The organism is Tessaracoccus defluvii (assembly GCF_014489575.1).
Lineage (GTDB): Bacteria > Actinomycetota > Actinomycetes > Propionibacteriales > Propionibacteriaceae > Arachnia > Arachnia defluvii.
Genome location: NZ_CP060789.1, coordinates 2,236,210 through 2,263,082, shown reverse-complemented (window position 1 = coordinate 2,263,082; position 26,873 = coordinate 2,236,210). Strand labels below are relative to the sequence as shown.

Annotated in this window: 21 protein-coding genes; 15 read left to right on the top strand and 6 right to left on the bottom strand. The window is 69.7% G+C overall.

From position 1 onward, the window contains the following. Window positions 1-107 precede the first annotated feature (107 nt). Genes H9L22_RS10865 through H9L22_RS10845 form a run of 5 tightly spaced genes read left to right on the top strand, consistent with a single transcriptional unit; the run spans window position 108 to window position 5,647 of the window. Window positions 108-1,706: a hypothetical protein gene (locus tag H9L22_RS10865; RefSeq protein WP_187719938.1), complete on the top strand. Its 1,599-nt coding sequence runs from the start codon at window positions 108-110 to the stop codon at window positions 1,704-1,706. 35 nt (window positions 1,707-1,741) lie between these two features. Next, on the top strand, window positions 1,742-2,176 hold the full coding sequence (locus tag H9L22_RS10860) for a hypothetical protein (RefSeq protein ID WP_187719937.1): 435 nt from the start codon (window positions 1,742-1,744) through the stop codon (window positions 2,174-2,176). A gap of 29 nt (window positions 2,177-2,205) precedes the next feature. After that, window positions 2,206-3,129, top strand: coding sequence for a PASTA domain-containing protein (locus H9L22_RS10855; protein WP_187719936.1), 924 nt, complete (start codon window positions 2,206-2,208; stop codon window positions 3,127-3,129). Further along, on the top strand, window positions 3,126-5,369 hold the full coding sequence (locus tag H9L22_RS10850) for a VWA domain-containing protein (RefSeq protein ID WP_187719935.1): 2,244 nt from the start codon (window positions 3,126-3,128) through the stop codon (window positions 5,367-5,369). Before H9L22_RS10855 ends, H9L22_RS10850 begins: the two co-directional genes overlap by 4 nt. Further along, a complete protein-coding gene (locus tag H9L22_RS10845; protein WP_187719934.1) occupies window positions 5,330-5,647 on the top strand; it encodes a hypothetical protein in 318 nt (105 codons plus the stop codon). Before H9L22_RS10850 ends, H9L22_RS10845 begins: the two co-directional genes overlap by 40 nt. Before the next feature lie 69 nt (window positions 5,648-5,716). Here H9L22_RS10845 and H9L22_RS10840 read toward each other — a convergent pair whose 3' ends face one another. From H9L22_RS10840 to H9L22_RS10825, 4 genes are read right to left on the bottom strand one after another with little or no spacing between them, the layout of a single operon-like run. Then, the gene (locus H9L22_RS10840; RefSeq protein WP_187719933.1) at window positions 5,717-6,106 is read right to left on the bottom strand and encodes a hypothetical protein; all 390 of its coding nucleotides are present in this window, start codon (window positions 6,104-6,106) and stop codon (window positions 5,717-5,719) included. 60 nt (window positions 6,107-6,166) lie between these two features. Beyond that, entirely contained in the window at window positions 6,167-8,242 is a 2,076-nt protein-coding gene (locus H9L22_RS10835; RefSeq protein WP_187719932.1) for a toll/interleukin-1 receptor domain-containing protein, read from the bottom strand. After that, the gene (locus tag H9L22_RS10830) at window positions 8,239-9,216 is read right to left on the bottom strand and encodes a WD40 repeat domain-containing protein (RefSeq protein ID WP_187719931.1); all 978 of its coding nucleotides are present in this window, start codon (window positions 9,214-9,216) and stop codon (window positions 8,239-8,241) included. The genes H9L22_RS10835 and H9L22_RS10830 overlap by 4 nt, the downstream gene beginning before the upstream one ends. Window positions 9,217-9,230: 14 nt before the next feature. After that, window positions 9,231-10,388: a hypothetical protein gene (locus H9L22_RS10825; RefSeq protein WP_187719930.1), complete on the bottom strand. Its 1,158-nt coding sequence runs from the start codon at window positions 10,386-10,388 to the stop codon at window positions 9,231-9,233. A gap of 233 nt (window positions 10,389-10,621) precedes the next feature. Here H9L22_RS10825 and H9L22_RS10820 point away from each other — a divergent pair, with 233 nt between their 5' ends. The 7 genes from H9L22_RS10820 (at window position 10,622) to H9L22_RS10790 (ending at window position 18,304) form a co-directional block, all read left to right on the top strand. Next, window positions 10,622-11,839 (top strand): OmpA family protein, encoded by a 1,218-nt coding sequence (locus H9L22_RS10820; RefSeq protein ID WP_187719929.1) that lies wholly within the window; start codon window positions 10,622-10,624, stop codon window positions 11,837-11,839. 31 nt (window positions 11,840-11,870) lie between these two features. After that, a complete protein-coding gene (locus H9L22_RS10815) occupies window positions 11,871-12,623 on the top strand; it encodes a hypothetical protein (protein WP_187719928.1) in 753 nt (250 codons plus the stop codon). 24 nt (window positions 12,624-12,647) lie between these two features. Beyond that, a complete protein-coding gene (locus H9L22_RS10810; RefSeq protein WP_187719927.1) occupies window positions 12,648-13,163 on the top strand; it encodes a hypothetical protein in 516 nt (171 codons plus the stop codon). Between the two features lie 14 nt (window positions 13,164-13,177). Beyond that, entirely contained in the window at window positions 13,178-14,032 is an 855-nt protein-coding gene (locus H9L22_RS10805) for a hypothetical protein (RefSeq protein ID WP_187719926.1), read from the top strand. 79 nt (window positions 14,033-14,111) lie between these two features. Further along, a complete protein-coding gene (locus tag H9L22_RS10800) occupies window positions 14,112-15,212 on the top strand; it encodes a hypothetical protein (protein ID WP_187719925.1) in 1,101 nt (366 codons plus the stop codon). Between the two features lie 9 nt (window positions 15,213-15,221). Continuing rightward, complete coding sequence (locus tag H9L22_RS10795) at window positions 15,222-16,673, top strand: hypothetical protein (protein ID WP_187719924.1); 1,452 nt, start codon at window positions 15,222-15,224, stop codon at window positions 16,671-16,673. Window positions 16,674-16,678: 5 nt separating this feature from the next. Next, a complete protein-coding gene (locus H9L22_RS10790; protein WP_187719923.1) occupies window positions 16,679-18,304 on the top strand; it encodes a hypothetical protein in 1,626 nt (541 codons plus the stop codon). Here the strand turns inward: H9L22_RS10790 and H9L22_RS10785 are convergent. Continuing rightward, entirely contained in the window at window positions 18,247-19,416 is a 1,170-nt protein-coding gene (locus H9L22_RS10785; RefSeq protein WP_187719922.1) for a CHAT domain-containing protein, read from the bottom strand. The two genes, H9L22_RS10790 and H9L22_RS10785, sit on opposite strands and share 58 nt — an antisense overlap. A gap of 80 nt (window positions 19,417-19,496) precedes the next feature. On the opposite strand from H9L22_RS10785, the gene H9L22_RS10780 reads away from it, so the two are divergent. The 3 genes from H9L22_RS10780 (at window position 19,497) to H9L22_RS10770 (ending at window position 23,624) form a co-directional block, all read left to right on the top strand. Beyond that, window positions 19,497-21,035 carry a hypothetical protein gene (locus H9L22_RS10780; RefSeq protein ID WP_187719921.1) on the top strand — a complete coding sequence of 513 codons (1,539 nt, stop codon included), beginning with the start codon at window positions 19,497-19,499 and terminating at the stop codon, window positions 21,033-21,035. Between the two features lie 85 nt (window positions 21,036-21,120). After that, entirely contained in the window at window positions 21,121-23,358 is a 2,238-nt protein-coding gene (locus H9L22_RS10775; protein WP_187719920.1) for a type IV secretory system conjugative DNA transfer family protein, read from the top strand. A gap of 122 nt (window positions 23,359-23,480) precedes the next feature. Beyond that, window positions 23,481-23,624 (top strand): hypothetical protein, encoded by a 144-nt coding sequence (locus tag H9L22_RS10770; RefSeq protein WP_187719919.1) that lies wholly within the window; start codon window positions 23,481-23,483, stop codon window positions 23,622-23,624. On the opposite strand, the gene H9L22_RS10765 is transcribed toward H9L22_RS10770, so the two are convergent. Then, window positions 23,600-25,561, bottom strand: a complete 1,962-nt coding sequence (locus tag H9L22_RS10765; RefSeq protein WP_187719918.1) for a toll/interleukin-1 receptor domain-containing protein — start codon at window positions 25,559-25,561, stop codon at window positions 23,600-23,602. The two genes, H9L22_RS10770 and H9L22_RS10765, sit on opposite strands and share 25 nt — an antisense overlap. Window positions 25,562-26,873 lie beyond the last annotated feature (1,312 nt).

The window sequence follows — 26,873 nt, the reverse complement described above, 5'->3', positions numbered from 1 at the left end:
GGCGCGGGCCGGAGACTGGGTGGTGCGGCTCGATGGGGCCATGTGGGTGGTGCCCGGGGATCAGTTCCACGGGCGGTATCGGCCCACCGAGGACGGAGGGGCTCGACATGGGGCGTGACCGCTGGACGAAGGGCCGGTGGGCCAGGCGGGAGATCCCGGTGATCGGCAGCGTTGCGCTGCTCGTGCTGGGGCTCGGGGTGCTCGGCTGGTGGCAGCAGGACCCCGCCGGTTCGTTCCTGGACCACCTTTACCGCTCCCTTCAGCTGTTCGCGGTGTCGTACGAGGGCACGGACCCTGTCTGGCCGCTGCAGGCGGCCCGCTTTCTCGCGGTAGGGGTAGCGTTCTACGCCGTCCTTCGCGTGATCACCGCCGTGCTCAGCTCCCAGATCACGTTGTACCTGGCCACGCGAGACAAGGGACACTCCGTCCTCGTCGGCACCGGACCTGAGATCCGGGGACTGGCCCAGGGCATCCGGCGCGGCGCATCCCACGGCAGCGTCTCTGTGGTCGGCGACCTGGCAGACGACGAGGCCGCTCAACTCACCGCGCAGAGAATCCGGGTGCTGTCCGGACTGGGCGAGCGTGAACTCGACGGAGTCCTGCGTGACGCATCTCGCGTGATCGTCGTCGGCGACAGCGATGACGAGACGGTCCGGCTCCTCTCCAGCGTGATGCCGGCCACTTCGACCGCTGACCGCACGGTGGTGCTCGAGTCACCGGATTTGACGAGGGAGTGGCTCCGACGCCCCGCGTCCGGAGTGCACGCGGTGTGCCGATCCACGCAGGTTGCGCTCGAGACCCTCCGAATCTCTCCTCCCTACCCGGCCGAGCATGCGGTTCCCCCTCCCCTCGTGATCGGGGACGATCTGCTGGCCACCGAGCTGGTGCGCCGGATCCTCGTGGCGGGTTGGCGCGACGGCCGTCGCCCGGCCGTGCACTGTCTGAGCGTCGGACCGACGTTCGCCTCGGCGCTTCGCGGTGATGGCCTGGACCACTCGCTGCGGGTCAGCGAGGAGCCGTGCCTCACCCCGGCCCGGGTCGCGGCCGCCGCGCAACGGGTGATGGAAGGCTGGCCGCCGCCTCCAGAAGGTAAAGGGCGATCGTCGGGGCTGCGCGCCTACGTGGCCCTGGCCCGGGGCAGCGACTCGTTGCCGGTGGCCCGGGCGTTGCTGCGCGAGCTGCCCGACGCGCGGGTGGCGGTGATCGTGGACGACGCCGAGCACTGGACCACGTCCCTCGGATCGAATGAGGACCGCCTTGTCTGGATCTCCAGGGGCACGCTGCTGAGCGATCTGTCCGTCCTCAAGCGCAGCTCGGTGGACCTCCTGGCGGACGAGGTGGCGGCCGACGCCCGCGCGTGGCCGCCCGAGAGCCCGTCCATCTTCGGGCGACTCGTCCGAGACACGACGGGCGAACTGATCGACGTCCGTCCGGATGACGCGAGGGTCGGAGTCGGCATCCGCCGGCTCGTCGGGAATGGCGCGAGGCTGGCATTCGAGGTGTTGGAGGCCGGCGGTCTGGACGCGCGGCCCGGGGCCCGCCCATGCGAACCCCCGATCGTCGGACCGGCCCGGCTGCGGGAGATGGCCAAGATCCTGCTCTCCGGGATGGACGGGCTGCTCCCGACGGGGCCGGAGGCGACGGCGTGGGCGCTGGAGACGGCAGCCCGCCTGCCGGGGCTCATCCAGTGCGCGGGCTGGGGGTGAGTTCTCGCGAGGAGCCCCTCCTGGATGACGCGGCGGTGGAAAGGCTTGCCCCGCTGGTCCACCAGGCCTACGTGGACAAGCAGGCAGACCTGCGCAACCCCACCCAGTCGGCGCTGGCCACCGCGGCCTGGGACGAGATGAGCGAGTTCTACCAGGCCTCCAACCGGGCGGTGGTGAGGGACTATCCGGTGAAGCTCGCCCTGGTGGGTCTGGATTGGCGGCGGTCCGACAACCCCGTACTCCACCACCTGACCGATGACCAGGTCAGCCTGCTGGCTGAGGCGGAGCATCGTCGCTGGTCGCACTTCCAACGCAGGAACGGCGCCGAGGGCCACAGTTTCGTCAAGCCGTGGTCCGCTCTCGGCAGTGAACGGGGGCTCGATCGCAGCAACGTCGAGATGATGGCACGCGCACTGGCCGCCGAGGGCATCGAGATTGGCGACCCGGCTGACACGAAGGAACTCGCATGAACCGTCGTTGGGTGCGCCCCCTGGGATGGGTGATCGCTGTGATTGGGCTGCTTCTCATCGGGTTCGCCGGAGGCCAGCTGCTGTTTCCACGCACCGTGGTGGCGCCAGATCGGGTGGTGGCCGTCGAGACCGAGTCGAGCCCCGTCGCGGAGGCCGTGGCGACGATGCCCGATCTGCTGGGTCTGACGTCCGACGTGGTCGCGCGGGTCCTCGCCGACGCCGGCATCACCTCTGCGGTCACAACCATGACGGCACCTGCTGCCGGACCGGAGGGTGTGGTGACTGAGCAGGTGCCGACCCCGGGGGACGAGGCGATCGGCGGTGTCACCATCACCTTGTCGGAGTCAGTGGCCACACCTGAGCTCATCGGCACACAGCTCTCCGAGGCCCGTCGACTCGTGGAGTCGCTGGGCGCCGTGGTCCACGTCACCCGCGATGTCGATCCCACCGTCGCCGACGGCACCGTCCTCTCAATCGACCCAGAGGCTGGCGAACCCCTCGGCCCGGTGCTGCGTGTGGTGGTGGCAGACGCCGGCGACGCGCTGTCCCTCTCGGCCCTGCCATTCGCTGAGCCCACGTCCTGCAGGGCCGTCGACTCGGCCATGCTCAATGGCATCGCCGTCCAGGACAGTGTTGCCTGCCGTTTCGATGATGGTGCAGCCGCCGGCGAGTGGGTCCTGTCACGACGAGTGTCCGCGCTGGAGGCCACCATCGGTGTCTCGGACCGGGGCGATGTGGGAAGGGCCGCCGTCCGCGTCCTGGGGGACGGCAAGGTGCTCGCCGAAGCCACCGCCGCCTACGGGGAGACAACGCAGGTGCGGGTGGACCTGCGCGAGGTGTTGCGCCTGCGCATCGAGATCATCGCGGTCGACGGCGAACCCGTCGCCGTGCTCGGAGATGCCCGTCTGCTCGGGACCTCCGAGCAACTCGCGGACCTCGAGGCGTCACGATGAGCCTCACCGCACGGTCCACGCGGTGGATGCAGGGGTGCTGTCTCGCAGTTTTGGCCGCAGTCGCCGCGTCCATTGTCGTCCTGCCAGCCGCGACGGCGGCCGATAATGATCCGTTCGGGATGTTCACGCCCGTCGTCGTGGTGATGGACACGTCGGACTCGATGAACGAGGGGGTGGGTGGGCTGATCAGCGAGCGATACTCACGCATCCAGGCAGCCCGCTCCGCCGTCCTGGATCTGGTCGGCAGCCTCGGTGCAGACCAGCCGTTCGGGCTGTTGGCCTATCCAGGACGCGGCGCCTTGGTGGTCGACGGCTGCAAAACGGGACGGGTGGAGGTCGCCCCTGGGCCGCTGGATCCCGCCGCGGCTGCCGCCGCCGTGCGCCGGCTCACTCCGGACGGAAACACGCCAACGGGTCCGGCCCTTCGCCACGCAGCCTCCCTGATCCGGGACAGCTACGGTAAGGAGGCCCGGGGCGTCATCGTGCTGGTGTCAGACGGCGAATCCAACTGCGGAGAACCGCCGGTGTGTGAGGTGGCCGATGAGATCCGCGACAGCGGCCTGGACGTCCAGATCAACACCGTCGGCCTGAATCTGGCAGGCGCGGCAGAGGCCGAGATGCGGTGTGTAGCTGACGCGACCGGTGGTCGCTACGTCGACGCCGGCGACGGTTCGGGGGACGAGCTCTCAGCTGCGATCGCGTCGTCGGCACAAGCCACCTTGTCGCTGACGGTCGATGCACCGGATTCGGTACGCGTGGTCAACGGCACCACCGGCAGTAGCGGAGGCGACGTCGTGGTCACGGTCCGGGCCGGGGGACGGGTGGCAGCGGCCGACGTCCGCGTCTCGCTGACCGTGCGTTCGACGGACGACACGGGCACCAGCACCGTCCTGGTTCCGCGCCCCGTGCGCTTCCTGGGCAACCTCGATGTCGGCGTCTCCAGGAGCCTGGTGTTCGCGGTGCGTCCCGATGATCTCGAATGGTCCCGGGACGCCTCCTGGACCGTCACGGCCACCGCGACCAACGCAGCCCCGGCCATCGTCGACGGCACCTTCCACATCGACAGTGCCGTGTCGCGCACCGAACTCGGGGGTGTGCTCGCCGAAGTCGACTCCGTGGTGGTGCTCGGCGATTCGTACTCGTCGGGCGAAGGGGCCAGCTTCTACTCAGGTGACACCGACGGCGGTGAGGGCGATTCGCTCTGCCACCGCTCGCAGTCGACGTACGCTCACGCGATCTGGGCGGACAACACCACCGTCATCGCGTGCTCGGGGGCGGTCACGTCCGACTTCTTCGCCCCGCAGAACTCCGGAGACCAGGCGGTGAGGCCGCAACTGCTGGCGCTGCGCGACCTGATGCTGGGAGACGACCCGCCGGAGGCCGTTGTCATGTCCATCGGGGGCAACGATGCGGGCTTCGGGCTCATCGGTAGGCGCTGCATCTACGGCAACGTCCTGGCGGAGCTCCGCGTCTTCTCCTGGCCGGCCGGGTGGAGGTGTGACCAGGGAATCGAGGTGGACTGGTCGGGCGCCCGGACCTCGACGACCGATGCGTTGGAGCGCGCCATGGCTGTCCAGGGCGACATCGTCGACGTCCTGAGATCCGTCGACGCCGTCGTCAACGACGACGAGGCGGCCCGGAATCGGTCACGACGGACTGTGCCGATCGTCGTGGTGCCCTATCCGCGGATCGTCCCGGAGACGCTTCCCGGCAACGCCTCCCCGTCCGGATGCGTGCTTGGCGTCGGTGGTAGTGAACTGGCCTATCTCAACCAGTTCCTCGATGCGCTCAACACGAGCGTGTCGCTGGCCGCCTACACCCTCCGCAGTGAAGGACGCCCGGTGTTCGTGGTCACGACGGTGGAAGGCGCATTCCAGCCTGACCACACGATCTGCGAGGGGGAGAGCTCAGCTACGGGGTCACCGTCAGCACCACCAGCTTGTCGCGCACGCCGGTGGACGCCGGGATACAGCTGCTCAACACGCAGGAGCTGCTGCACCCGACGCCGGAGGGACACACAGCGATGGCGCGCGCCATTGTCGCGTGGTCTCAAACGCCTGCCGCCGAAGAGTTCGATCTCGTCGGCACGCCGATCTGGGACCCCGAGATCACCCGGACCCCTCCCAACCCGCTCGAAGGCTTCTCGCTCAGGCTCCTCGGCTATGACATGCCACGCACCCAGGCGGGTGGACCGCTCAACGTGGACGCTGACGGGTTCCTGCCTGCCACGGAAGTGGTGATCCTCATCGAGTCGGATCCACGGGTCCTGGGCTCCGCCCTGGCCGACGACGAAGGGCGGGTCTCGGCACTCGTCAGACTTCCCTCGGACCTGCCGGCCGGGGAGCATCACGCCGTCGTCCTCGGCCAAGGCGCGGACGGCACGGTTCGAGCGGTGGCGGTTGAGGTGCAGGTCCTCCCGCGAGGAGGGCCGTGGCTCTACGCGATCCTGGGCCTTGGGGTCGTGATGGTGCTCACAGGCGTCGCTCTGCGGCCGTGGCGGCGACGGGACGCCGGCTGACCGCTGGGGCAGGCCGGGTGTTCGCGCGAGGGGGTGTGACCGACGGCACGCGGGGGCCGTCTCCGCGCGCTAGCCTTCGCCGAACACCGCCGGCGTCACCGCGATATCGATGGGTGCCAGCTCTGTGGTCAACGACATCACGAGGTTGGTGTCAACCGGCCTGGCGCCCTTCGATCGATCGATGCTCCACGTGATGTGGTAGATCCGTCCGTCTGGCCGCACCGAGGAGCCGTCGATCGCGACTCGCAGTCCCTGAACGGCATGTCCGTCATCCGCGATTCCGGTGACGCAGACGCTCGATGGCGGGTCGGGTGGTGCCGCATCCCTCGGAACGTCGAACTGGACGGTGATGTGGTGCGCGATGACGTCCGGATACCTCGGCGGAATCAACTCCAGCAGTCTGGCTCTCGAGATCTCGTCCACCACATAGCACGCATAAAAGTGGCCGCTACGGTCCATGCTTCTCTCCCTCTTGGTGCGGTGCCGAAGTGGCCTGTCTGAGCAAACGGCGTACTCGGCTCAGGCGTCCTCGAGCTGTTCGGCGATGATCAGCATCTCCTCGGCCAGGGCTCGTTGACCGGCCAGGTCAGCCGTCGCCATGGAGACGTCGACCGTGAGAATCTCGCCGTCCCGCGTGGCGATGAGAACTGACGATGAATCGATGAACTCCACCCCGACGAGTTCGAGGCCCGAGGGGACCATCACCTCACGGGTGACGTAGTGCTCGGCGTCGAACAACCAGAGTTCGCCGGACGCTGCCGCTGCTGCCAGCGTCCGACCATCTGGGGACCAGCTTGCCGCGCGGATGGTCTGGACTCCTGATGGTGGAACGAGGCGGTTCTGGTCACTTCGATCATCGGGGTGATTTCGCAGGTGTGTGCACAGAGAAGACACACCGCTGCCGCTGACCAGGATGCGTCGGCCGTCGGGGGAGGGCTCCAGGATCGTGGAGCCGAATGTGCAGCCGGTGCTCCATGCGCCCAGCATCGCCCACTCCTCCCCGGTCCACCTGAAGAACTCGCCATAGACCGAGGTGGCCAGGAGGGTGCCGTCGGTATCGCGAATGAGGCCGGCTACTTGGAAGTCATTGACGGGCAGTCTCTCACTGTGCCCGTCAGCCAACCGGACCTGCAGGACGTCGGAGGCGAAACAGCCGATGATGGCCGTGGAGTCTGCTACCGCCATGGCGAACGGCTCACACCCGCCGAGCCGGGTCTCTGGGCCTATCTCGCCGGAGCTCGAGACAGGGGTGAGGAGTCCCCCGCCGTCCTCCGTGTTGCTGGCAACCACCCACCCGCTCCCTGTTGAGCGGACCGAAAGGAAGTCGGTGAATGGTATTGAGCCAGCCAGATGAGCAAGGGCTTGGCCGTCCCACAAAGCCAGTTCTCCGGCAGCCCCAACGAGGAGAGCCGATCCGGTGGGTCCCATCGACGCGGCGTGCACCTCGAAATCGGTTGTGGCGGACGGAGTGACTGCCGGCTGGGCCCACGTTGCGGTGCTGGTCCCCGCTACGGCAGTGAGCCCTTCATCCGACCACGCGAGGTCCGTGATCGCCCCTTCGAAGCCTCGTAGCACGGCCAGCTCGATGCCGCTGTCAACCCGGATGACCCTGACCCCCTGCGCCGTCGCAGCGGCGATCAGCCGTCCGTCCTGGCTCCACGCCACAGCGGTGACGGGGCCGAGGGAGAGCCGGAGAGGGACCGGCCCTTCGATCCGCAGACCTGCGGGCGTGACCACTATCCTCTGGCTCCCTTGGGTGGCCTCGAAGCCGGAGGGAAGGGTGGGCGCTGTCCCGGGACTTGCCCCCTCGCCGGGGCGGGTCACTGAGAGGGGCAGATCCTGCTGCAGTGCCCCCGCCAGGCCCATGCGCGTGGACCACGTGTCGGCAGCCTCCGCCTCCGCAACGGCAAGTCGCAGCCCCGCTGCCGGGCTCCTGCGAAGCGCAGCCTCGACCTCGTGGGCGGTGGCCATGTCGACGGTCGCCGACTCGATCCTCGAGTGGACCGCATCGTCGAGTTCGGCCACCACCCTCGATGCGAGGATGATCGAGACCGTCGTCAGGCCCGCAAATGCCGCGGCATAGCGTCGTCGTCGTCGCCGCTTTCTGGAGGCGCGGACGAACTCCGCGGCGTAGGGGTCGTCGGTGAGGGGCAGGACGGTGGCGAAGTTCGAGAGGAGAGGCCCGCGCACGAGGTGATCTCGGGGGCGCCCCGCCCTGTCCCATCGGTAGCTCGCGCCGAGCAGCAGGGACCGTACCCGCTCGATCGGACCGATCTGGTCCGCTTCGAGCGTCACCAGTTCGACCCAGTTTGTTCGGGTATCGGCGAGATCGATCACCAGCGACGACTTGCGCAGCCTGTCGGCGACGGACACCTCCGCAGCGCAGGCTTGGGACTCCCGAAAGTGCGTGGAGTCCATCACGATCACCAGGTCAGCCGAGCGGATGGCCTTGATGATCTCCTCGTGCCAGGGCACCGATGCCGCTATGGAGGTCTGGTCGATCCACACGATGAACCCAGACGCCTTGAGTTTCTCGACCAGTGGCAGTACCCGGTTGGCGTCGAGCCTGGAGTACGAGACGAAGACGGAGATCAAGGTCCCCCACTCCCTTCGCAGAGCCGGATCCCCAGGGCGTCGAGGGCGCGGCTGGGAACGATGTCGGCAAGTGTGGCCTCGTAACAGGGCTCCTGCTTCCTCGAGAGCGCCTCCCAGAGGACGCCTCTGTCCAGGCGGCAGCCAGCGCAGGGGTTCAGGCTCCAGGTCGCGCTCGTGGTGCGCACCAGCAGCGCGTCACCGGTGAACTCGAGACCATTGACCGGCACGGCGTCGGGCGCCCGCCAGACTGCCACCACTTTCAGCCCCAGGTCGGGGGAGACATCCGCCACGACCACTGAGCCGTCGTCGGAGGCGTAGGCAACGCTCGATCCGTCCGGTGACAGCGCGAGTGCGGTCAGGGTTCCCCCAATCAGCAGCTGGGGTTCGAGGTCCTCAACGGCAGCTTCGGCGGGCCGCCTGCCCGCGACGTTCAGGCGTAGGTGAGCACCGTGGCGCGCCAACGCCAGCCGACCGTCCATGATGCCGGCCCACGTGACGCCTCCGGAAGCTTCACGGAGACCCTGTGCAGCGATCCCCGGCCCCATGGGACGTGCAGGTGAGAGGTCCCAGATCCAGGTTTGCCCTGAATTCCTGCAGACAACCCAGGCTCCGTCGTGCGAGACCTCCAGGCTGAACGCGAGTCCAGACGTACAGGTGGCCATCCCAGGCAGATCGGTCGCGGTATCGATCAGGCGAGTGCCTCCACCGATCGTGGTGACCAGGACCTCGTTGTCCGACACGGCCTGAAGGTCAGTGACCCGTGTGGGCACAGCGATGCCTGACCTGGTCATTGATCCGCCCCGCTCGATCCAGAGGCGCCCGTCGATGACGGTGACAACGGACCCGTTGTCGGTGATGGTTGCCGCGTCGACCTCGCTGACGACGGACACAGTGCGGAGTTCCTCGCCTGTCGCAGCGGCGATGACGATGACTCCAGACCCGCTTCGCTTCAGGAGGATGAGTCTGCCCTCCACCTCGCCATATCCGACTACGTCGTCATGCCGGCCGAGGAGGCGGGGGAGGCTGCGAGGCTGTAGACCTCGGTCTCATCATCTCCACGCACCAGCAGGGTGGTGCCACGCGAGTCCATCACCAGGCCTGAGATCCCTGATCCCAACCGGCTGCTGGTTGTCGTGATAGCGTCGTCCCGGCCGACAGTGAGGCGGACGTCATCAGCAGCCGCCCATGTCTGATGGGCCTGGTCTGTTGCCAGGAGATAGCCCGGGTGTGGCAATGTGGCGATGAGTTCGGTCTCGGTGGTTCGGAGTTGTCCGCGCCACAGCTTCCCGTCGCCGCTCAGTGCCATCAGCTGACCGTCAGGCGCGACGGCGGTGGAGTTGATGAGCATGCCTTGAGCAGTTGTGGTCAGGGAGCGTGAAGGGCCAGGAGAGCTGAGAAGAAGCGCCAGCTGTGCATCGGCGTTCAGTGGAACCGGTTCCCCCGCATCGTCGCTCATCTTCACGAGCGCGGCGAACTTGGGTATCTGTATGGATGGGAGGAAGCCATCGGATGACCCGGTGGCGAGCTGCAGGAGACCTTGGCGTTCCTGATACGCCACGACGGTTTGGCGGACGCCCATCACGGCCGGGATCGCCACCGCCAGCAACGTGATCCAGACCAAGCCTCTCAGCACGCTCCTCAGGGTGGCCGCGTGGGTGGCTGTCCTCGACCTGTTCAGAAAGGCCAACGTTTCCGGGGACACCGTGGGCACCGATGCAACCGCTTTCATGAGCGCACGCCAGCCTGCCCTTGTGTCGACCAGGTCTGCGGGGTTCCTTCCCGAGGCCTCCCACCCACGCACTTTGGCCTCAAGACTCTGGAGCGCGTGGAAGGCGCCCAACTCAGTGACGCAGGCCCCGAAGATCGCCTGCAACGAGTCCTCCGCGCGCTGTGGGGCCCAAGGCACCCAGTTGAGCTCGGCGAGCTGCCCAGGAACCGCGGCCGGGTCCACGGGGCCGACCGCAACCGGAACGAGTCTCCCCGGCAGGTCGAGGAGAGCCTGAAGGCCGGCTGGCAGTTGGGAGGCGAGGAGAACGACGATGGCGCCGTCATCGGTGTCGGCAACGCCGACTCGGGCGTCCAGGCCCTGATCCGCAAGGAACAGTGCGATCCCCTGCGCGAGCGGAACCCAGGCCTCGTCGGCCACCACAACCACCTTGGGCGCACCACTTGTCGTCACTGTCCCCACGACCAGCCCTTCAGATAGTTCTTCGGCTCCCCCGCTCGAAGAATGGCACATGTGGTGGTGACGGACAGCCTGGGCCGGATTCAAGCGGGCCACAGGCCTGCGTCAAAGGGGGCCCATGACGGCAGGATGGCCAGAACTCCCACGCCCTGAGGGAAATCCCGAAGTCTGGCGCCCTCACGGGTATAGAAAGCATGAACGCAACACCACTGCCCAGACTCACCCGCCTCGCCGGCTCACTTGCCGCCCTGCTCCTCGCCGTCCTCGTCACCGCCTGTGGGTCAGGGACCACACCGCCTCCCGCGGCGCCACCGCCCACCGACGGGGTTATCGTCGTCGCCAACTCCCGCGCCAACGTCCCCGCCCTCCGCCTGTCGCCGGCCAACACCTCGCTGCTGACCGAGGTGCTCGTCAGCGGCCTGCCGGTGACCATCGTGTCCGCCGACGGGTCTCCCCGGCAGGTGGACCTGCCCATCCCGCGCGTCACCGGCAACAACCAGCATTCGCTGGCGAAGAACCTGGAGCGGGCCCTTCAGCTGGTCGGCATGGGCATTACCGCCTTGCCCGACAGCGACGGAGCGAATGCTTATTCGGCGCTGGCGGTGGCCCGTGATTCCGCCCTGGCGATGGGGCTGACGGACCCCACCATCATCTGCCTGGCCTGCGGCCTCGACACCGTCGGCCCCCTGTCCATGCTCGACGAGGGTGCCCTCCAGGCGGAACCACAGGACTACGTCTCCTACCTCGATTCATCGGGCCAGCTCATCCGCTTCGACGGGTTCACGCGCGTCACCGTAGTGCTCACTTCCACTGGAGCCACCGCCGCACCCCAGATCCCCCTGAGAGTCAGCGAGGTCGAGCACCTGACCGCCCTGTGGAGGGAGGTCCTGATGGCCGGTGGGGCGGAGGTCACCGTCGATCCACAGCCGCTGAGCGGTGAGTCAATCGCCACGGAGTTCACCGTGCCGGTGGTGACCCCTCCGCCGGCCCCGACGATGCAGCCCATCGCCACCTGCGAACCCCAGACGCTCAGCTTCGATGGCGCCTCTGGCGCCCGGTTCGAACCGGAGACCGACATCTGGGCGGACGTCGATGAGGCCACGGCGGCACTCGCCCCGCTGGCCGAGTGGCTGAAGGAGTCGCCGGACCGCACCGCCCGGATCCAGGGCACCACGGCCGACGTCCTCTCGGGTGACCCGAATGAGGGCAAGGACCTCAGCCGGCTCCGCGCCTCCGCCGCCGCCCGCCTGCTCATCGAGCTAGGTGTCGCCGAGCACCAGATCGTCGCGATCGACGGACTGGGCCCCGACTATCCCGGCCGCGTGCCGGACCGCGACTCCGCCGGGAACCCGATCCCCTCGGAGCGCACCAAGAACCGCAAGGTGCTCATCACGCTTCAGCAGACCTGCTGAGCCTCACCCTCCCCACACCGAAGGAGTAGCCATGAAGTCCCTCACCCTGTCCCCTGACCACGCCCACCTGCCACGCGCGTTCCACGCGTTCCTCCTGGTGCCGGACCGCCCTCTCCGCTACGGACTGTGGCTCCGGGCCCGGGACGCCTGGGCGGGATGGCGGGACAGGTCCACCGACCCGAACGCGGAGTCGGAGCGCGACGCGGCCCCGGTCACCTCGCCCTGGCTGCAGCGCCTCGAGGCGGAGTACGCCACCGCCCTGGCCGCCGGCCGGACCCGCGCAGAGGCACTCGTCGCGGTCATCGACGGTGAGCGGGCGGAGTTGGAGTCCGAGGCCGCCAGCCTGGGCCTGCTCCTGGCGCAGTTGGACGCGAGGCACAGTGCCCCCGAGCCCGAACCCGACGATGCGATTCTCGGCGTCGGGGAGCGGTACAGCACCCCGGCCGAGAGACTCGCCCGCCGACGGTGGGAGCAGGCCGGCCGGCGCGCACGGCTGACCTCCGACACCTCGGGCGCCGAGGCGCGGCGCCGGGCCGTGGTGCAACGGATCGCGGTGCTGGAGCAGGAGCGCCGCAGCCACTGGACCCTCCTGCAGCAGCGCGGTCGGCTGCTGCAGGCCCACTACCAGCGGCGGGCGGGCACCTACACCCGGGCCATGGAGCGCCGCCGCGAGGGCCAGAGGCTCACCGCTCCCGCCATGCCCGCCCCCGCCTGGCTCGGCGCCGAACTGGGCGACGTCCCGCGGCCTTCCGGGGCCATCTCCGCTGCTGCCTCCGCAGCCTGACATTCACCACAGAAAGGATCCACCATGACCTTCCTCGACAGGCTCCGCCGGCGGCTCACCCGGCAGCCCGCCACCCCTCAACCGCGCACCCTCAGCGGCCCCAGCCGGGTCAACCTGGCCGATCACACCGTCCACGACGACCACTTCGTTCACCTGAAGGACTGGAGCTCCTTCGCCCCGCCGCTGCCTGCCTGGGAGCTGCCGCCGGCCGACCAGCAGCGGGAGTGGGTCGAGCGGCTGATCGCGGCGCACGCCGCCAGCGGAGACCTCGACGGCCTTGTCCCGGACCTGGTCGACCGCCCGATCCACGACGAGATGGACGAGCTCCGGCAGATTGTCCGAGACTCACACACCCAGGCCCTCAATGTGGAGCAGTTCCTTGTGGAGCAGGCCAGGGCGGCCGAGAGCCGGGTCCGCGCAGAGCTCGCGGCGTGGCGCGCGGTCTACAGCGAGCACACGCAGGGCTACGACAGGGCGTACGTCAAGCTCACCGGCCAGCAGCCCCGTCGCGACATCCCCACCCCCACCACCACCGCCTGAACCAGGAGATCATCATGACCACCACAGTCACCACCCTCGGAATCGACGCCGGGAGCGAGCGCGGCCCGGCGGGCCACAACCCGGGAGACAGCCACGCGGCACCCCACGCCCCCGGCCTCCATGTGCCCTGGTACCTCCCGATCATGTACCTGGCCGCCCTCGGCGGCCTGGCCATCGACGCACTCCTGGCGGCATCCGTGTTCGGGCGGCTCTTCGACCTCAACCCCACTGTCACCAGCATCCTGCTGGTCATCGTCGGCGTGGGTGTCGCGGAGGGCGCCACCTCGGCAGCGATCAACCGCAACCTCGGGCAGCGCCGCCTCAGCTGGGGCACCCTCGGCGCCGTCCTCGCGCTGGGCGTCTGTCTCGCGTACCTCCGGCTCTCCGAAGGGCTGGTGGGTGGAGGTGCGGACACATCGGGCTTCGCCGGTGCGCCCGTCACGGTAGAGGACGAGACGCCGGCCATCGTCTTCATGCTAGCCCTGTTCGTCCTGTCCGCCGTGGTCGTCTACTCGTCGGCGTTGAAGCTCTTCGTGCCGGCGCGCCAGGAACTCAAGCGCCATGCCAAGGCCCGGGCGGAGGCGCTTGAGCGGCTGACCGAGCTGGGCTCACAGCTGGTGGCGATCGAGGAGCGGCTGGGGTCCAGAGACAGCCGGACGGAGCGGATGACCGAGACCCTCGACCATGCACTGGGCAGGGTGGACGCCCGGGAGAAGAGCCTCAAGGGCTATGCCCGCGACGCCATCGCGCGCGCTGTGGGCGCCCCAGACGCCGCCCCGCTGGTCCGCGCACCCCACGAGCCCGCCCCTGTGTCACTGGAGGAGGACGACGCCGAGCCCACGGGTCACAGGGGGCTCTTGGTCGCCTGACCGCACAATCCACTGGGCGCCCCTCCCAACACTCCCGCGTGATCCTAGGATGACGCTCAGTGCGAAGGGGAGGGGCGCCGTGCAGTACGAACGGTTCACGGAAGAAGCGGTGGCCTCACTGAAGGCCAGCCGCCCGGTGAGCGAGGACGAGTACCGAGAGCTCACTGAGCAGCTGGCCGCGAACGTTGAGGTCGAACGCGAACGCATCGGACAGATCACGACCCCTTGGCGGAGAGACCGGTTTGAGGAGGCCCTCGGGATCGCCGCTCTGAAGATCATGAACGTGATGAACAAAGAGTGGCGGGCCGGTGGAACTGCGCGGCCATGGGTGACCGGACCGCAGTACCTTCGCACAGCTGTGAACACTGCCGCGAGCGACATCGCACGAGCTCAAACCGTGCCGGCACCCGAGGGCGCAGGCGGAGAGGCGGACTTTGACCCCGCTCCAGCACGAGCACCAAGGACCGCTCGGTTCGTGCCTCTCAGTGACTCCACGATCAGCACGAGCGACCATCGAGCGGTGGACAACTACCTGTCCGCCATGGCGCCGTCAGTGCTCAGCTTGGTGGCCACTCGCGCGCTTGACGTGGTCGCAAGCCGCGCCGCGCAGCCGCGCATGAGCGAGATCGCAGCGACGGTGGCGCGATTCTTCCTCGAGCTGGATCTCGGGCTCGATTCCTTGTCACAGCAGGACGTCGAGTTGGCGGCCAAGCTGCCTGATCAATGGAAAGGCGCCCTGGCGGCTTCATTGGATGTGAAACCGGGACGGGTGTCGGAGGCGCTGGAGATCGTGGCCAACCGCATCCGGGAGGCCGTCTACCTCTTCGTTGTTCTGGCCCCCATCGGGGATGCGGTGATCGAGCGCGAGGTGATGAGCACCCTCTACGACGTCGCGTACGTGGACGGTCACGGCCTCGTCACCGCCACGAGGAAGCTGCTGCAGAAGGCCGGTCCGCTCCTGGAGCGGCGGAATCACGACTGGCGCATCGACCTCGGCCTGTACTTGCAAACGGCGCGGAGGGATCTCGCCACCACCCTGGAGCAGCGCAGCGATGCCCAGGTCCTGACCGGCCTGCACCGAGCCGAGGCGCTCTATGCCTCCCACGTCCCCCACCAGCACTATTCACCGCCGCGGTTCCGATGCATCGTCCGATGCCCCGAACACCACCGGCCAGTCTGAGGTTCCACCATGCAATCAGATGACATCTCCCCCGACGACCTCTCTCTCCTCCTACTCCTGGCCGGCTCCGCGGATGCCGAGCGGCTCGCCAGGGAGGTCGAGGGCGGTTTCAACGCAGAACGCGCCAGGCAGTTCCTCGACTCCGACGACCAATGGGCTCAGCTCCAGGGCTTCGTCACCCACGTCGCGCCCGGAACGGGCTGGTACCTGGCCGCGAGCTCGAACGACGAGACGGGCAGGCTCAACCGCGCCCTGCTCAACCGCGTCCTTGCCGTCAGGGGCCCCGACGGCTCAGATGAGCCCGAGTACGCCGTCGGACGCCAGGGCGGCCTGATCGAACTGCGCCCGAGCTGGCTCGACTCTCACGATGACGTACCCGAGGTCCTCGCCACCGTGCAGCTGCCCGACGGCGAGGTGACCTGGGACCCGGGGCGGCTCGCCTCGCCTCCGGCCATCCGCGCCAAAACGGCCGACGCGCCGTGGCTTCCCAGCCTCCTCACCGCTCCGGCGGTTGCCGATGTCCGCGCGGGGGCAGGCCGGGTGGAGGCCGATCCGTGGGAGGAGACCCTGCCGCTCAGCCGCTACGCGTTCGGGCGCTGGCTGCTGCGCTGGCATCCCGGCAGCGAGGACCAGCGATACCCCCTCGACGAGGGCCTGCTCCGCCTCGAGGTGGGCACCGAGGCCTGGGGGCAGGCGTCGACGCTCGGATCCACCTCGGAGGCCGCTCGGCTCCTTCAGGGTTCGGCTCCAACTCTGCGGGCCGTCCAGGAGCGGGTCCGGGCGTGGACCGGCTGGCGGCGGGTCCTCGCCGACCATGTCGTGCGGCAGGCCTGTGACGCCTACGTGTCCACGCAGCCCGAAGACGCCCAGCTCCGCACCGTGGAGGCCGTCCGGGACGCTCTGCGGGAGCAGGATCGGCTCGTGAGCGATCTTCGCAACGAGGAGTGGCTGCCGGCCCATCCCGAACCCGAGCTGGCCGTCGCAGCCGGCGAGGGGACTGAGGGCGGCGGCCGTGCCACCGTCGACCCACTGCTGGTGCCTGCACGCTCGGTGGCGCCGGACATGCCCAACGTGTCCTGGCAGGTCGAAGTCGCGGATGAGCGGATTAGCATCAAGGTGGTTGTCCCGGTGGGGAACTCGCCGGTGGACCGGCTGCTGGCCACCGTCGTCGCCGATGGAGAGCTCGTGACGGCGCACCTCCGCCGGGACGGGCACCGGTACCGCGGCGAGGCAACCCTGCCCTTCCTGCCCGAGGAGGTGTCCGTCCACGTCCACGGTGACCGGGCCCCGGGGTCGTTCCGCGACCAGGCCTCCATCCGACGCACCTGCGCTTGGATCGACGCCGTGGTGCGGTCCCGCCGCGACACGTACGAGGGTGTGCCCGTGCTCGGCGACGAGCTGGTGCTCGACGCGGCCCGGCCGTACCTGGCCGAGCTGGCTGCCTGGCGACCCGGCTTGTGACCCGCGTGGCGCCGGTCACGAGCGTCGAGGTACTGGTGGCGGACCGGGATGGCGAGCTCGACGCGGCGCTCGCGCTGGCGCATCAGCTGCAGCTCGCCGCGGGGCACGACGGCGGCCTGTCGCACCGGGTGGAGGCATTCAGGCTCCTGGCCCGGGTGCGGCGGCACCGCGGCGAGCCGTTCGCCGCACTCGAGTCGGCCGGGCACGCCGCCAGGCTGATTCGACTGCCGCGGCTTACCACGGACGAGCGTCTCGCCGCGTCCGTCACGCTGGAGGTGGCGGCGTGCGCCGTGGAGGCGCACGATCCGTCGAGCGCGATCGGGCTGGCCGAGCGCTGGCGCCACGACGATGACCCGCGGCTGGCGGCGAGGGCGTGGAGCGTGACGGGGCGGGCGCTGCTCGAACGTGGCGACGTCGACGGCGCCGTCTCGGCATTGTGCAACGCGGTGGCCGAGACCGAGCGAACGCCCGGACACACCGACGCCTCCTGGCCGCGCGTCCTGCTGGGGCTGGCTCTCACCCGGGCGGCGGAGGCACGGCAGGCGGGGCGCCTCCTCGAGGAGGATCTGGCGGCGTGGGCCGGGGGCAACCAGCGCCGCCTCCGGATCGGGCACGGGCTCGTCCTGGCGGAGAACCGGGTGGCCCGCGGCAGGATCGCCGAGGCCTGGGCGCTTCTCAAGCAGGTCCGACGCGATCTCGCGGCGTGCACCGGCCTTGGTGCAGAAGAGCGCCTGCTGTACCGGCTCCGGGCCGAATGCCTGGCCGCGTGGGGGCAGGTGGCCGAGGCGCGCGGCGAATTGTCGCGGATCAGGACCGGCGACGACGGGGTCACGGACCACTCCCACAGCCGGCCTCATGCGCCGGTGCCACCCAGGGCAAGCCCCTTCACGCTCGGCACGGATGCCGGCCAGGGGTCATCCCCTGTGGCCCTCCTGTCGCGCTCCAGCAGCCGCAGCAGGCTCCAGGCGCTCGTGGACCCGGCCCGCTCCCGTGACGTCGAGCGTGTGCGCCTCATCCTCGACGACTTCGCCACGCACAGGGGGACGCGCACGATCGAGGCGGCGTCGTGGCTCATCGCGCAGATCGAATGCCTGGACGGAGACCCCGACGAGGCCCGCGCCCAGGCCATCGCCTATGTCGAGGCGGGGGCGGCGCTGCGCGAGTGTCGCGGTGGGCCGTTCCTCCTGCACTCCGAGAGGGCGCTCCGCAGAGCGTTGACCGCCCTCGGGCGGCTGGAGGGGATGGGGCTGTGGCTCGCGCGCGGACGCATGGAGTTGGCGCGGACACTCCACGCCTACGGGCGGATGAAGGAGGCCCTGGACCATGCTCTCCTGGGGGTGCAGGAGCTGGATGGGGTCAGATTCCTCATGCAGACCAGGCGCCACCGCGATACCTGGACGGCGGCTGAGATCGGCCCGTCCATGGATTTCGCCATCGAGCTGGCGTTCACGTGCGGCGACACGACGGTGGCCTCGGATCTCATCGTCTTCTCGCGCACGGCGGGCATCGTGGCACCACACCTCCGCGACGCCGGCGAGGCCGACATCCCGCTCCTGCCCGTCCCGCGGCTGCACTACATCGACGGCGGCGTGTCGTCGATGGGCAGCGGGGGAGAGTGCCGGTTCTGCTGACCGAGTCTCCGCGACGGCGCCGTCATGGTCATGGCCGACCCCCACACCAGGGGTGAGGTCTCCAGAGGTGAGGTGCCCGGCGACGGCGGACGTCGCCACTCCGCGAGGCGCCCGCGCTGCCATGAGCAGAGCGCCTGGACGGGATCGTCAGCGAGCTGCGCCCGGTCGATCGCCTCGGCCAGGCGTGTAAACGCCGGCCCGCTGGCCGGGTCGGCCCGGCGCAGACCCTGGTCCGTGGGCAGCGTCCACAGCGTGGCCTGCACCGCCTCCGCCCCCGCGTGGAGGAGAGCCGTGGCCAGGCCGAACGGCTCGTGGTCGGCCATGTCGACTCCCGATGCGCAGGCCACGACGGCCACCCGAGGAGGCATGGGCCACCTTTCCGGCGCACGGAGGAGAGTGGCGGCGTCCAGCGGCACCGGCCAGGCGCCGTCGGAGTCCGACAGGACGAATCCGGTGCTGGCGGCGGTGCGGCTGGTGACGCAGTGGCCCAGCAGGAACAACCTCGAGAGCCCGCCGGCCAGCGCCTCCGCCAGGTCGACCGCCCCGAACCGGGTCCCCCGGACGACGGCGCCGCCGACCTGCCCGGCCACCGCGACCGGCCGGCCCGGCTCCAACACGCGCCCCATCGTGTCCTGAGCCGGATCGAGGATGTGCAGCGAGGGCAGGCTGCGGGCGTCTGCCCAGGAGGCGCGGCCGGCGGGCTCCGAGACGTCGCGGGGAAGCAGCGGTGCGATCCACGACACGTCGGCGACGTCCAGCAGCCGGGTTCCGCGCTCGCTGAGGACCAGCAGGCCCCACGGCACCGCGGCCGCACTAGGCGAAGGGGCCACTCGAACCTCGACGTGTTGGCCGGTGTGGGCCGCGCCGAGAAGTTGTTCGCGCAGCGGGGCCGGGAGGAGCGCCATGCCGAGGTCGGTCATGAGCTCCGATTCGGCCGCCCGATCCGTGAGGGCGCCGTCCACAACGAGCGCGGCGCGTAGCCGGTCCGTGACGCGCGCGGCCTCGGGCACCTCCCCGACACCGCCGGTGCGCCCCTGACCGCCCCACCGCCAGGTCACCCAGCGGCCGGTCACACCGTCGCCGACGATCTGCACCACCTGACGTTCAGCCATCACCCGCACCCCCGCTCTGCCCCTCGCCCGACACCCGTCCGGTGCGAGACTTAGCCTGCCAGACCAGAAGAGGAGTCTCCGTGACCCACCCGCCTGAGCCAACGACTGCGCCCGAGCCCCTTCTTGTGGCCGGCGCCACCGACCTTGAGACCGTCCAGGAGCTCGCCGACACGCGGCGGGACCGGCCGGATCTCCCCGTCGTCGCGGTGTTCGCCGAGCCGGAGATCGCCGCCGTCTTCCGGGACCTGGAGGGAGTCCGTGCCGTGGCGTGGCTTCCGGTGCTGGCGGGACAGGTGACCCAGGCCTGCCCGCCGAGCCCCCTCGGGTGCGTTTCCCCACCGCCGATCGTGGTGGGTGACGGACCGCTGGCCACGCACATCGTCACGGCCCTGGCGGACGGATGGTCCGAGCCCGGTCAGCCGTTCACGGTGCACTGCCTCGGTGCGCAGGCCGCCTGGGCGCAGGAGGCCGACGAGGCCTCGGGCCCCCACGTGCGGCTGCTGTGGTCCGAGCTTCCGCCCCGGCCGATGCCCGTCGTGCACCGGATCCGTGCACTGCTCGCAGAATGGGCGGCACCGCCGAAGAAGCACGCCACCCCAGCCGGGCCGGCCGTCATCGTCGCTCTGGGGGAGCCTGTCGAGGCGGTGGGCATCGCGGCCGCCGTGGCTGCCCGCTTCTCGACGGCCCGCGTGGCCGTGGTGGTTCCGGACGCGGAGGTATGGCCGCCGCTGCCCGGGGTGGAGGTGTTCTCGACCGCTGCGGCGAGGGCTGCGGCGGTCCACATGCGCACCGACGCCGAGTCGCTCCTGATGGAAAGGCTCCTGGAGGACTGCACCTGGGTGGCTGCTCCGGAACCGGCCGTGACGCGCCCGATGGAGCCCGTCTTCGCACCCGTCGACGAGCCGACGCGGTTGAGGAGGCAGATCGAGGCCCTGGTGGCGGCCCAACCGGAGCTGCTCCAGGCCGGGCACCTCGTGATCGGGGAGGAGGCCGAGCCGGTCATCCTCACCCCGGCCGAGCTGACCGCCATGGCGGCTGTGATTCTGCGGGCCGTTGGTGCTCCAGCCACCGACGGGACGCGTCTGACGGCGCTGGAACTGGCCGCGCGGCTGCCCGCCCTGTTGGGCCGCGCCGGGCTGCGATGCCGGCGGCCTGACGGCTACGCTCCGCTCCTCACGCACGAGCACGTCGAGCTGCTGGCGCCGCTGGTGCACCTTGCGTATCAGGACATCAGCGCCCAGACCGGCAACGCCACGGGGTCGTCGCTGGCCTACGAGATGTGGGACAGCGTCACCGAGTTCTACCGAGCTTCCAATCGCGCGGTCCTGCCGGGGGCGGCCGTGTCTCACGCAGCGGTGGGCTTGGACTGGCGTGCCTCCGAGGATCCCACCGTCCTCGCGCTCACCGACGCCGAACAGGCGCGCCTCGCCGAGCTCGAGCATCGGCGGTGGGCCATCCACCAACGCCGCAACGGCGCCAACGACCACGCGTGGATGCGGCCCTGGGACGGCCCGGACGGCGTGCGGGTGACCGACGGCGCCAAGGAGTACGACCTGCACATCGCCCGTCAGGTGATCCGGCTCCTCGCCGACGCGGGCGTGGAGGTACACCGCAGCTGAGATTTCCCGAACTCCCGGGGCCCTCGGACGTATGGGCAGGGGCGCTACTGCGTCCCGCTCCGCTGCGATCCCGAGGAGGATTCCCATGACCGTCCACACCTGGCTGGTGTCGTCGCTGCTCCGAACCCCCGAGCCCCATCTCTTCGCACGTCGGGCGGGGGACCGCCTGCTTGCCCTCGCGTCCGGCCTCGACACCGGCGACTCGCTGGAGCTGCGGTTGGCCTCCCCAGGCGACGGGGAGGTCCGGATCACCCTGTGCTGCCGCAGTGAATGCCCGGACCTGGACGCCCTCGTCGGCTGGGTGTGGGAAGACGTGGCCGACGTCGTGCCGTCCCACGCCCCGCTGCCGGTGGGCGTCCCCATGGTCACCGAGCTGGTGGCTGCGGTGAGGCATCCGCTCCCCAACGTGTGGGCCGAGCTGGATTCAGACGCGGCGTCTCCGCCCCAGGCGGACCCGCGCAACGACGTGTGGCCGGTCCCCGGGCTGCGCTCCGGCTTGGAGGTTCTCAAGGCGCTCCGCGCGACGAGGGGCGAGATCCGCCTGCATCTGGCTCCGGCATCGGAGATTTCAACCCAGATGGCGGTCCATGAGGCGCGCCGCAGCACCCTGGCTCGCGACCCCGCCACGTTCGCCGCCTATCTCGGCACGCCGGTCTCGGCTCGGCTGCTGGTGGGGCACCACGGCCCCCTCTCCCCCCGGCTCCGGGCCGCGCTGATGTCGCAGGGCCTGGGGCTCCGGTTGAACGAGCTGGACGGGCAGTCCGAGGCCACCCGCCGAGCGTGGGAGGGGCAGCCGCAGGAGCTGTGCCTATCCGCCCTGCCGCTCGGAGCTGCGCAGTGCCTCACCGTCGTGGCCGCCGCCGGCGTCCAGCCGGGAGTCTGCGGGGTCCCGACTCGGGAGCCGGTGGCCCAGGAGGTGCCGATCGCCGACCAGCTGTGCCGTGACGGTCTGCGGCTCGGGAGGGCGCGCGCCACCGGCGGCGGATGGCGCGACGTGCGCGTCACCCGCGAGGATCTCCTCCTCCACACCCAGCTCACGGGTTCGACGGGCTCGGGCAAGTCGTCCCTCCTGGCGGCGCTGGTCCGGGAGGCACGCCACGACGGCCTGGGCGTGAGCGTCATCGACCCCCACGGCCACCTCGTCGAGCGGATCCTCGGGGAGACCCGGGCCGAGGAGGCGGACGCCGTGGTGACTGTTCACAGCGGGGATCTGGATCGTCCGGTGCCGCTCAACCCGTTCGCGGGCCGCAACCCGGAGCTGATGGCCGACGTCATGGTGACCGTGCTGCGCGAGCTGCACGACCCGTCGAATCAGGGGTTCATGGGCCCGGTGTGGGAGCGCTGGTTCGCGGCGTGCATGCACCTCCAGCGCGCACTGATCGGCCCACGGGCCACGATGTCCCTCCTGCCGGAGATCGTCGAGGATCGGCAGCGGCTGCAGAACCTGGTGGCTGCCATGCGGCGCTCCCACCCGGCGGCCGGCCGCGACGCGTGGCCGCTGGTCAGCGGCAGAGAGGAGGAGTTCGCCGAGACCAGCACCTGGTTCACGTCCAAGTTCCAGCGGCTGTTGGGCTCGCCGCACCTGCGGGCCATCCTGGGCTCGGGGCTGGACGCGGTGGACGTCGCCACCATCATGGACCGCAGGGGAGCGCTGCTGGTCGATCTCGCTGCCCCCGTCGTCGGCGATCTCGGTGCCCAGCTCCTGGGCGAGATGTGGCTGGCCAAGCACTGGGAGGCGCTGGCGCAGCGGGCAGACCCGTCGACCCCGCACCTGCTCATCGTCGACGAGGCGCACCTCTTCGCCTCCGGCCTGCTGCCGCGGCTGCTGACGCAGGCGCGCAAGTTCGGGGTGGCGGTGGTGGCGGCGCACCAGAACCTGGAGCAGCTCACGCCGTCGTTGAGGGAGGCGCTCCAGTCGTCGACCAACAACGCGGTGGTGTTCCGGACGGGGCACCGAGAGGCCGCGTCATCGCTGGAGCGGCTGGGCTCATGGGCCGGCGGCAGCCTCACCCGGTTGCCCCGGCTGACGGCGGCCTGCACGCTCTCCACCGGCGGGGGACTGACCGATGCGTTCAGCCTGGTGGTGGATCACAACGAGAGGGCGGTCCGGACCGGGGAGGAGGTGGCGCTGGGCATCGTCGAGAGGACGAAGGCGACGCTCGGGCTGCGGGACGCCGAGGAGTCGCGGCTCACGTTTGCGGCTCTCAGGCGCCAGGTACCCCAGGCGGCTGTGACCGCGGTGCAGACGGAGGCCCGCCGCCGGTTGGGGATCGTCTCCGACGACTTCGCGGATTCTCCGGCCCTCCAGTCCCGTCCGTCATGAGAAGTCAGGTGCAGCCCGGGCATTGGGGGACGCGCGGCTCAAGCCGCGCGTTGCCTGGGCTGCACCCACCCGGGCGGAGCGTCCGCTCCACCAGATGGATCCACAACAGAAGGAGAACACGGATGTTCAAGGTCGAGACCAAGCGGTCACCGGAGGGCAACTACACCGTGGCCACCACCTGTCCCAAGGGCCACACCACGTTCAAGAAGGTGGGGGACACGTCGAGCGCCTACAAGTGCTCCTACTGCGGGTACGACGTGCCGTGATCTGGCTCTGACGAGGGGGCCGAGGGCGCTCTACAAGGCGCCCCGGCCCCAGCAGCACCGCCGGACCCCCGGGTCATGAGGCTGAGGATCGACGCCACGTGGGGGCTGGGCGCGAAGCGGCCGAAGGTGCGGCAGCCGATGATGCGGCCCTCGTCGCGAACCTCGTCGGCGGGGAAAACGAAGTCGCTGCGGTGGGAGGCTTCTGCGCTCAGCCGGGACACGATGTAGGTGGTTCCTGGAACGATCGGCGGAACGTTGACCAGGGAGCCGGGGGTGTAGGTCTTCACGGGAGCGACGATCCCCCCTTCGGCATCGTCGATGTGAAGGGGCGGAGCCACGACGACGGTGTCGTTGCGACGCACCCACGTTGTGGTGTCCTCCGCCGTCCCCGGCGCCGGCCAGGTGCGCACGGGCACGTCGTCGTCGAAGAGCGTGACGTCGTGCGGGGTGAGGTTGATCAGCGTCGTGCTGCCGGTGTCGACAGCCTCCATCCAGCGTTGCGAGTGAACCCGCGTGATCGGGCCCATGGGCGTCCCCGCCTCGACTGTGATCGCCGGGACGTAGTAGGAAGGCAGGCCGCGGGGCGTGGCCCGCTCGTAGAACGTCACGGGGATGGTGTTGCACAGGCGGGCGATGAGGAGGACCAGGGGGACCGGGAGAGTGGTGGCCACGTGGAGTTCGTAGTGCTTGTCATTGTGGAGCGAACGCAGGATCGTCGCGAACTGCTTGGCGAGCCTGTAGCCCTCGGCGGCCGGAAAGTGGGACTTGGACGTCGGGTCTGCAATGTTGGTCACCTCGCAGACGAGTGCCTGGTCACAGCGGGGGAGGCTGTCGCGGAGGTCCTCCAGTAGGGAGAGATCGGCGTACGTGCCCTTGAGGAGGACGGCGACCTGACTTGGGCCATCGTGGGTGCGCGCGTCTGAACGATCACTGCGCGGCAATGGCTCCCCTTGCCGAACCTCGTGCTTGACCTGATCCGACGCAATCAGCTCCTCGCGCCACACCAGACGCTCTCCGGTGTCGCTGAAGCGGATGTCCACGCACTCCACGGACCCCGGGGCGTGGCGCGCCTCTGGCAGGGCAGCCCCGACCGCCCACCAGACGCTGGGATGCCCGCCTCCGGCGATGGTGACCTTCGGTGTGAGTGCCGAGCCTGCGATGTCCGTGCGGAGGGGGTTGACCGAGGCGTAGACGGCGTCGGCCAGGATGGGCAAGGAGATCTGGAAGCAGCGGTAGTCGAGCTCGCTGGGGATCCCCAGCAAGGAGTCCTGATGGAGGCGAACCGACAGGTCACGCATGGCGCTCATGCGCGTCCGGGCGAACCTGTCGACGTGCGGCTCCGGCCGTGTCTGGATCCAGACCGAGACCTGGCGATCATCCAGCTGCGTGTGCCGTGAGGCGAGGCGGCGCGCCAGGAGATCTCTGAGGAGGGTCGGCACGTGGGCGATGTCATACTGCATGCGCTGGTCCAGCCTCTGGCCCCACAACCTGACCGGGCGAGGACGTCCGGTCAGGAGGAGCTTGTCAGGCGCCGCGGGATCCACGTTGTCGCCGTCGGAGTTGGCCAGCTGCCTTGCCAGACTGAGGGCGTTGAGAACGTAGAGGCGGAAGTCCGAGGACGGGCCGCTTCCCTCCTGCTTGGCACGCGTGTCCAGCGCCAACAAGCGCGGCAACTCCTCCTGGGGGATGAAGTCGCTCTTCTCGATTCCGTCCGTCACGACGAGCACCCCGGCTGAGATGCCCTCCTCCATCGCCTCGTGGATCCGTCGGCGGATGATCCCGCCGCCGAGATCGGACTGATCGAACCACGGCACGATGCCGCCCGTGCGGAGAATGCCGGCGAGCACGTCGGCCATGTCGCGGCCGCCACTGTGGCGATAGGAGATGAAGACCGGCCCCTCGGGCTCCGCGTTCAGCTCAGACCATTGGATTGACATCGTGCCCCCAGCCTCGACCTGTGGCCCCTCTCTGGGCCTGGGGCTGATCCTGCCACCGGGGGCCCGGGCGGGTGCGCCCGGGTGGCCGGTCGTGGCTCGTCCGTCATGACGGGGTGGGCACAGCCCCGGCGCGATGGGGGACGGGTGGCCGGCCATCCGGCCGCCCGTCGCGTTGGTGGGTGTGTCGCGGGGGTGGCGAGGCGCGCCACTGGCAGGATTCGAGCAGTTGAGGGCAGGGGAGCTCATGGGATTCGTCAATCCGTACAACTTCGCACCATTCCCGGCTGAGGTGCGCCGCAACCGCGCCTGGGGTCACGTGGGCCCGGCAACCACCAGGGAGGGCGACTGGTTCCACGAGGAGGGCAGGGCCCTCTACTCGGGACGGATCGAGGTCCAGTGGGAGCTGAAAACGCCACTCCAGCTGCCTCCGGGCGATGCCCTGCACGAGTGGTGGGACCCTGGCACCAGCACGGTTCGCATCCCTGGCTCGTCCATCAAGGGGGCTGTCCGCTCGCTGCACGAGGCGATGTTCAACGGATGCCTGCGCATCTTCGACGAGAAGTACATCCCCGTTCACCGGATGCCGGCCGTATCGGCGCAGCTCGACGAGGACGAGGAGTGGCGCCTGGCGCTCGTCACGCGAGCTGCCGACGGGCTCCCCACGGCGCTTCGCCTGACGGACAAACTGACGTTCGTCTCCGCGCCCGCACTGGCGCAAGTGATGTCCTCGGTTCCGACAACGGGCGACGTCGTGGAGCTGAACATCGATGACAGGTTTGAGCGTCCGCTGCCCAACGGCAACAGGCGCTACGAACTCCCCGAGCCCACCGTGGAGCGTGTGACACAGCGAGGAGAGGTCCAGAAGATCCTCGCCAGAGATCGGGCGCTCGAGGGGTGCGTCTTCATCGTCACGAGCATCTCCGCCCGTGGGAAGCACCCCATCTCCTGGGCCGCGGCGGAGCTGACCGACGAAGTCCACGTGGTGGGCCCGAGGGATGCGCCGGCGCTCCGGCTGTTCGTCGAGTGCGCCGAGGGGACCGACGACCGCCGACGAGCCATCGGTGGCGAGATCCCCGGGTGGCAACAACGCGCGACGTTCGCGGAGGTGCGCAAGGGGCCGCTCCTGGGGCGACGGATCCGGCAGACGGGCCTGCTCTTCGCCGGAGACGTTGTGTGGGTGCGTCTGCGCCACAACGACGACGGTCCGCAGCTGAAAGAAATGCTCCTCTCGCAACTGTGGCGTCACAAGGGGGAACACGAAGCCGGGAGCGCCTGGCGCGTCGGCGGGACACACCTCGCCTGCAAGCCAGGG

What these genes read in the sequence shown, in the direction of transcription:
- H9L22_RS10865 (WP_187719938.1), top strand. Translation starts at nt 108, where the DNA reads ATGGGGCGTGACCGCTGGACGAAGGGCCGGTGGGCCAGGCGGGAGATC.
- H9L22_RS10850 (WP_187719935.1), top strand. Translation starts at nt 3,126, where the DNA reads ATGAGCCTCACCGCACGGTCCACGCGGTGGATGCAGGGGTGCTGTCTC.
- H9L22_RS10840 (WP_187719933.1), bottom strand. Translation starts at nt 6,106, where the DNA reads ATGGACCGTAGCGGCCACTTTTATGCGTGCTATGTGGTGGACGAGATC.
- H9L22_RS10820 (WP_187719929.1), top strand. Translation starts at nt 10,622, where the DNA reads ATGAACGCAACACCACTGCCCAGACTCACCCGCCTCGCCGGCTCACTT.
- H9L22_RS10815 (WP_187719928.1), top strand. Translation starts at nt 11,871, where the DNA reads ATGAAGTCCCTCACCCTGTCCCCTGACCACGCCCACCTGCCACGCGCG.
- H9L22_RS10810 (WP_187719927.1), top strand. Translation starts at nt 12,648, where the DNA reads ATGACCTTCCTCGACAGGCTCCGCCGGCGGCTCACCCGGCAGCCCGCC.
- H9L22_RS10805 (WP_187719926.1), top strand. Translation starts at nt 13,178, where the DNA reads ATGACCACCACAGTCACCACCCTCGGAATCGACGCCGGGAGCGAGCGC.
- H9L22_RS10795 (WP_187719924.1), top strand. Translation starts at nt 15,222, where the DNA reads ATGCAATCAGATGACATCTCCCCCGACGACCTCTCTCTCCTCCTACTC.
- H9L22_RS10785 (WP_187719922.1), bottom strand. Translation starts at nt 19,416, where the DNA reads ATGGCTGAACGTCAGGTGGTGCAGATCGTCGGCGACGGTGTGACCGGC.
- H9L22_RS10775 (WP_187719920.1), top strand. Translation starts at nt 21,121, where the DNA reads ATGACCGTCCACACCTGGCTGGTGTCGTCGCTGCTCCGAACCCCCGAG.
- H9L22_RS10770 (WP_187719919.1), top strand. Translation starts at nt 23,481, where the DNA reads ATGTTCAAGGTCGAGACCAAGCGGTCACCGGAGGGCAACTACACCGTG.
- H9L22_RS10765 (WP_187719918.1), bottom strand. Translation starts at nt 25,561, where the DNA reads ATGTCAATCCAATGGTCTGAGCTGAACGCGGAGCCCGAGGGGCCGGTC.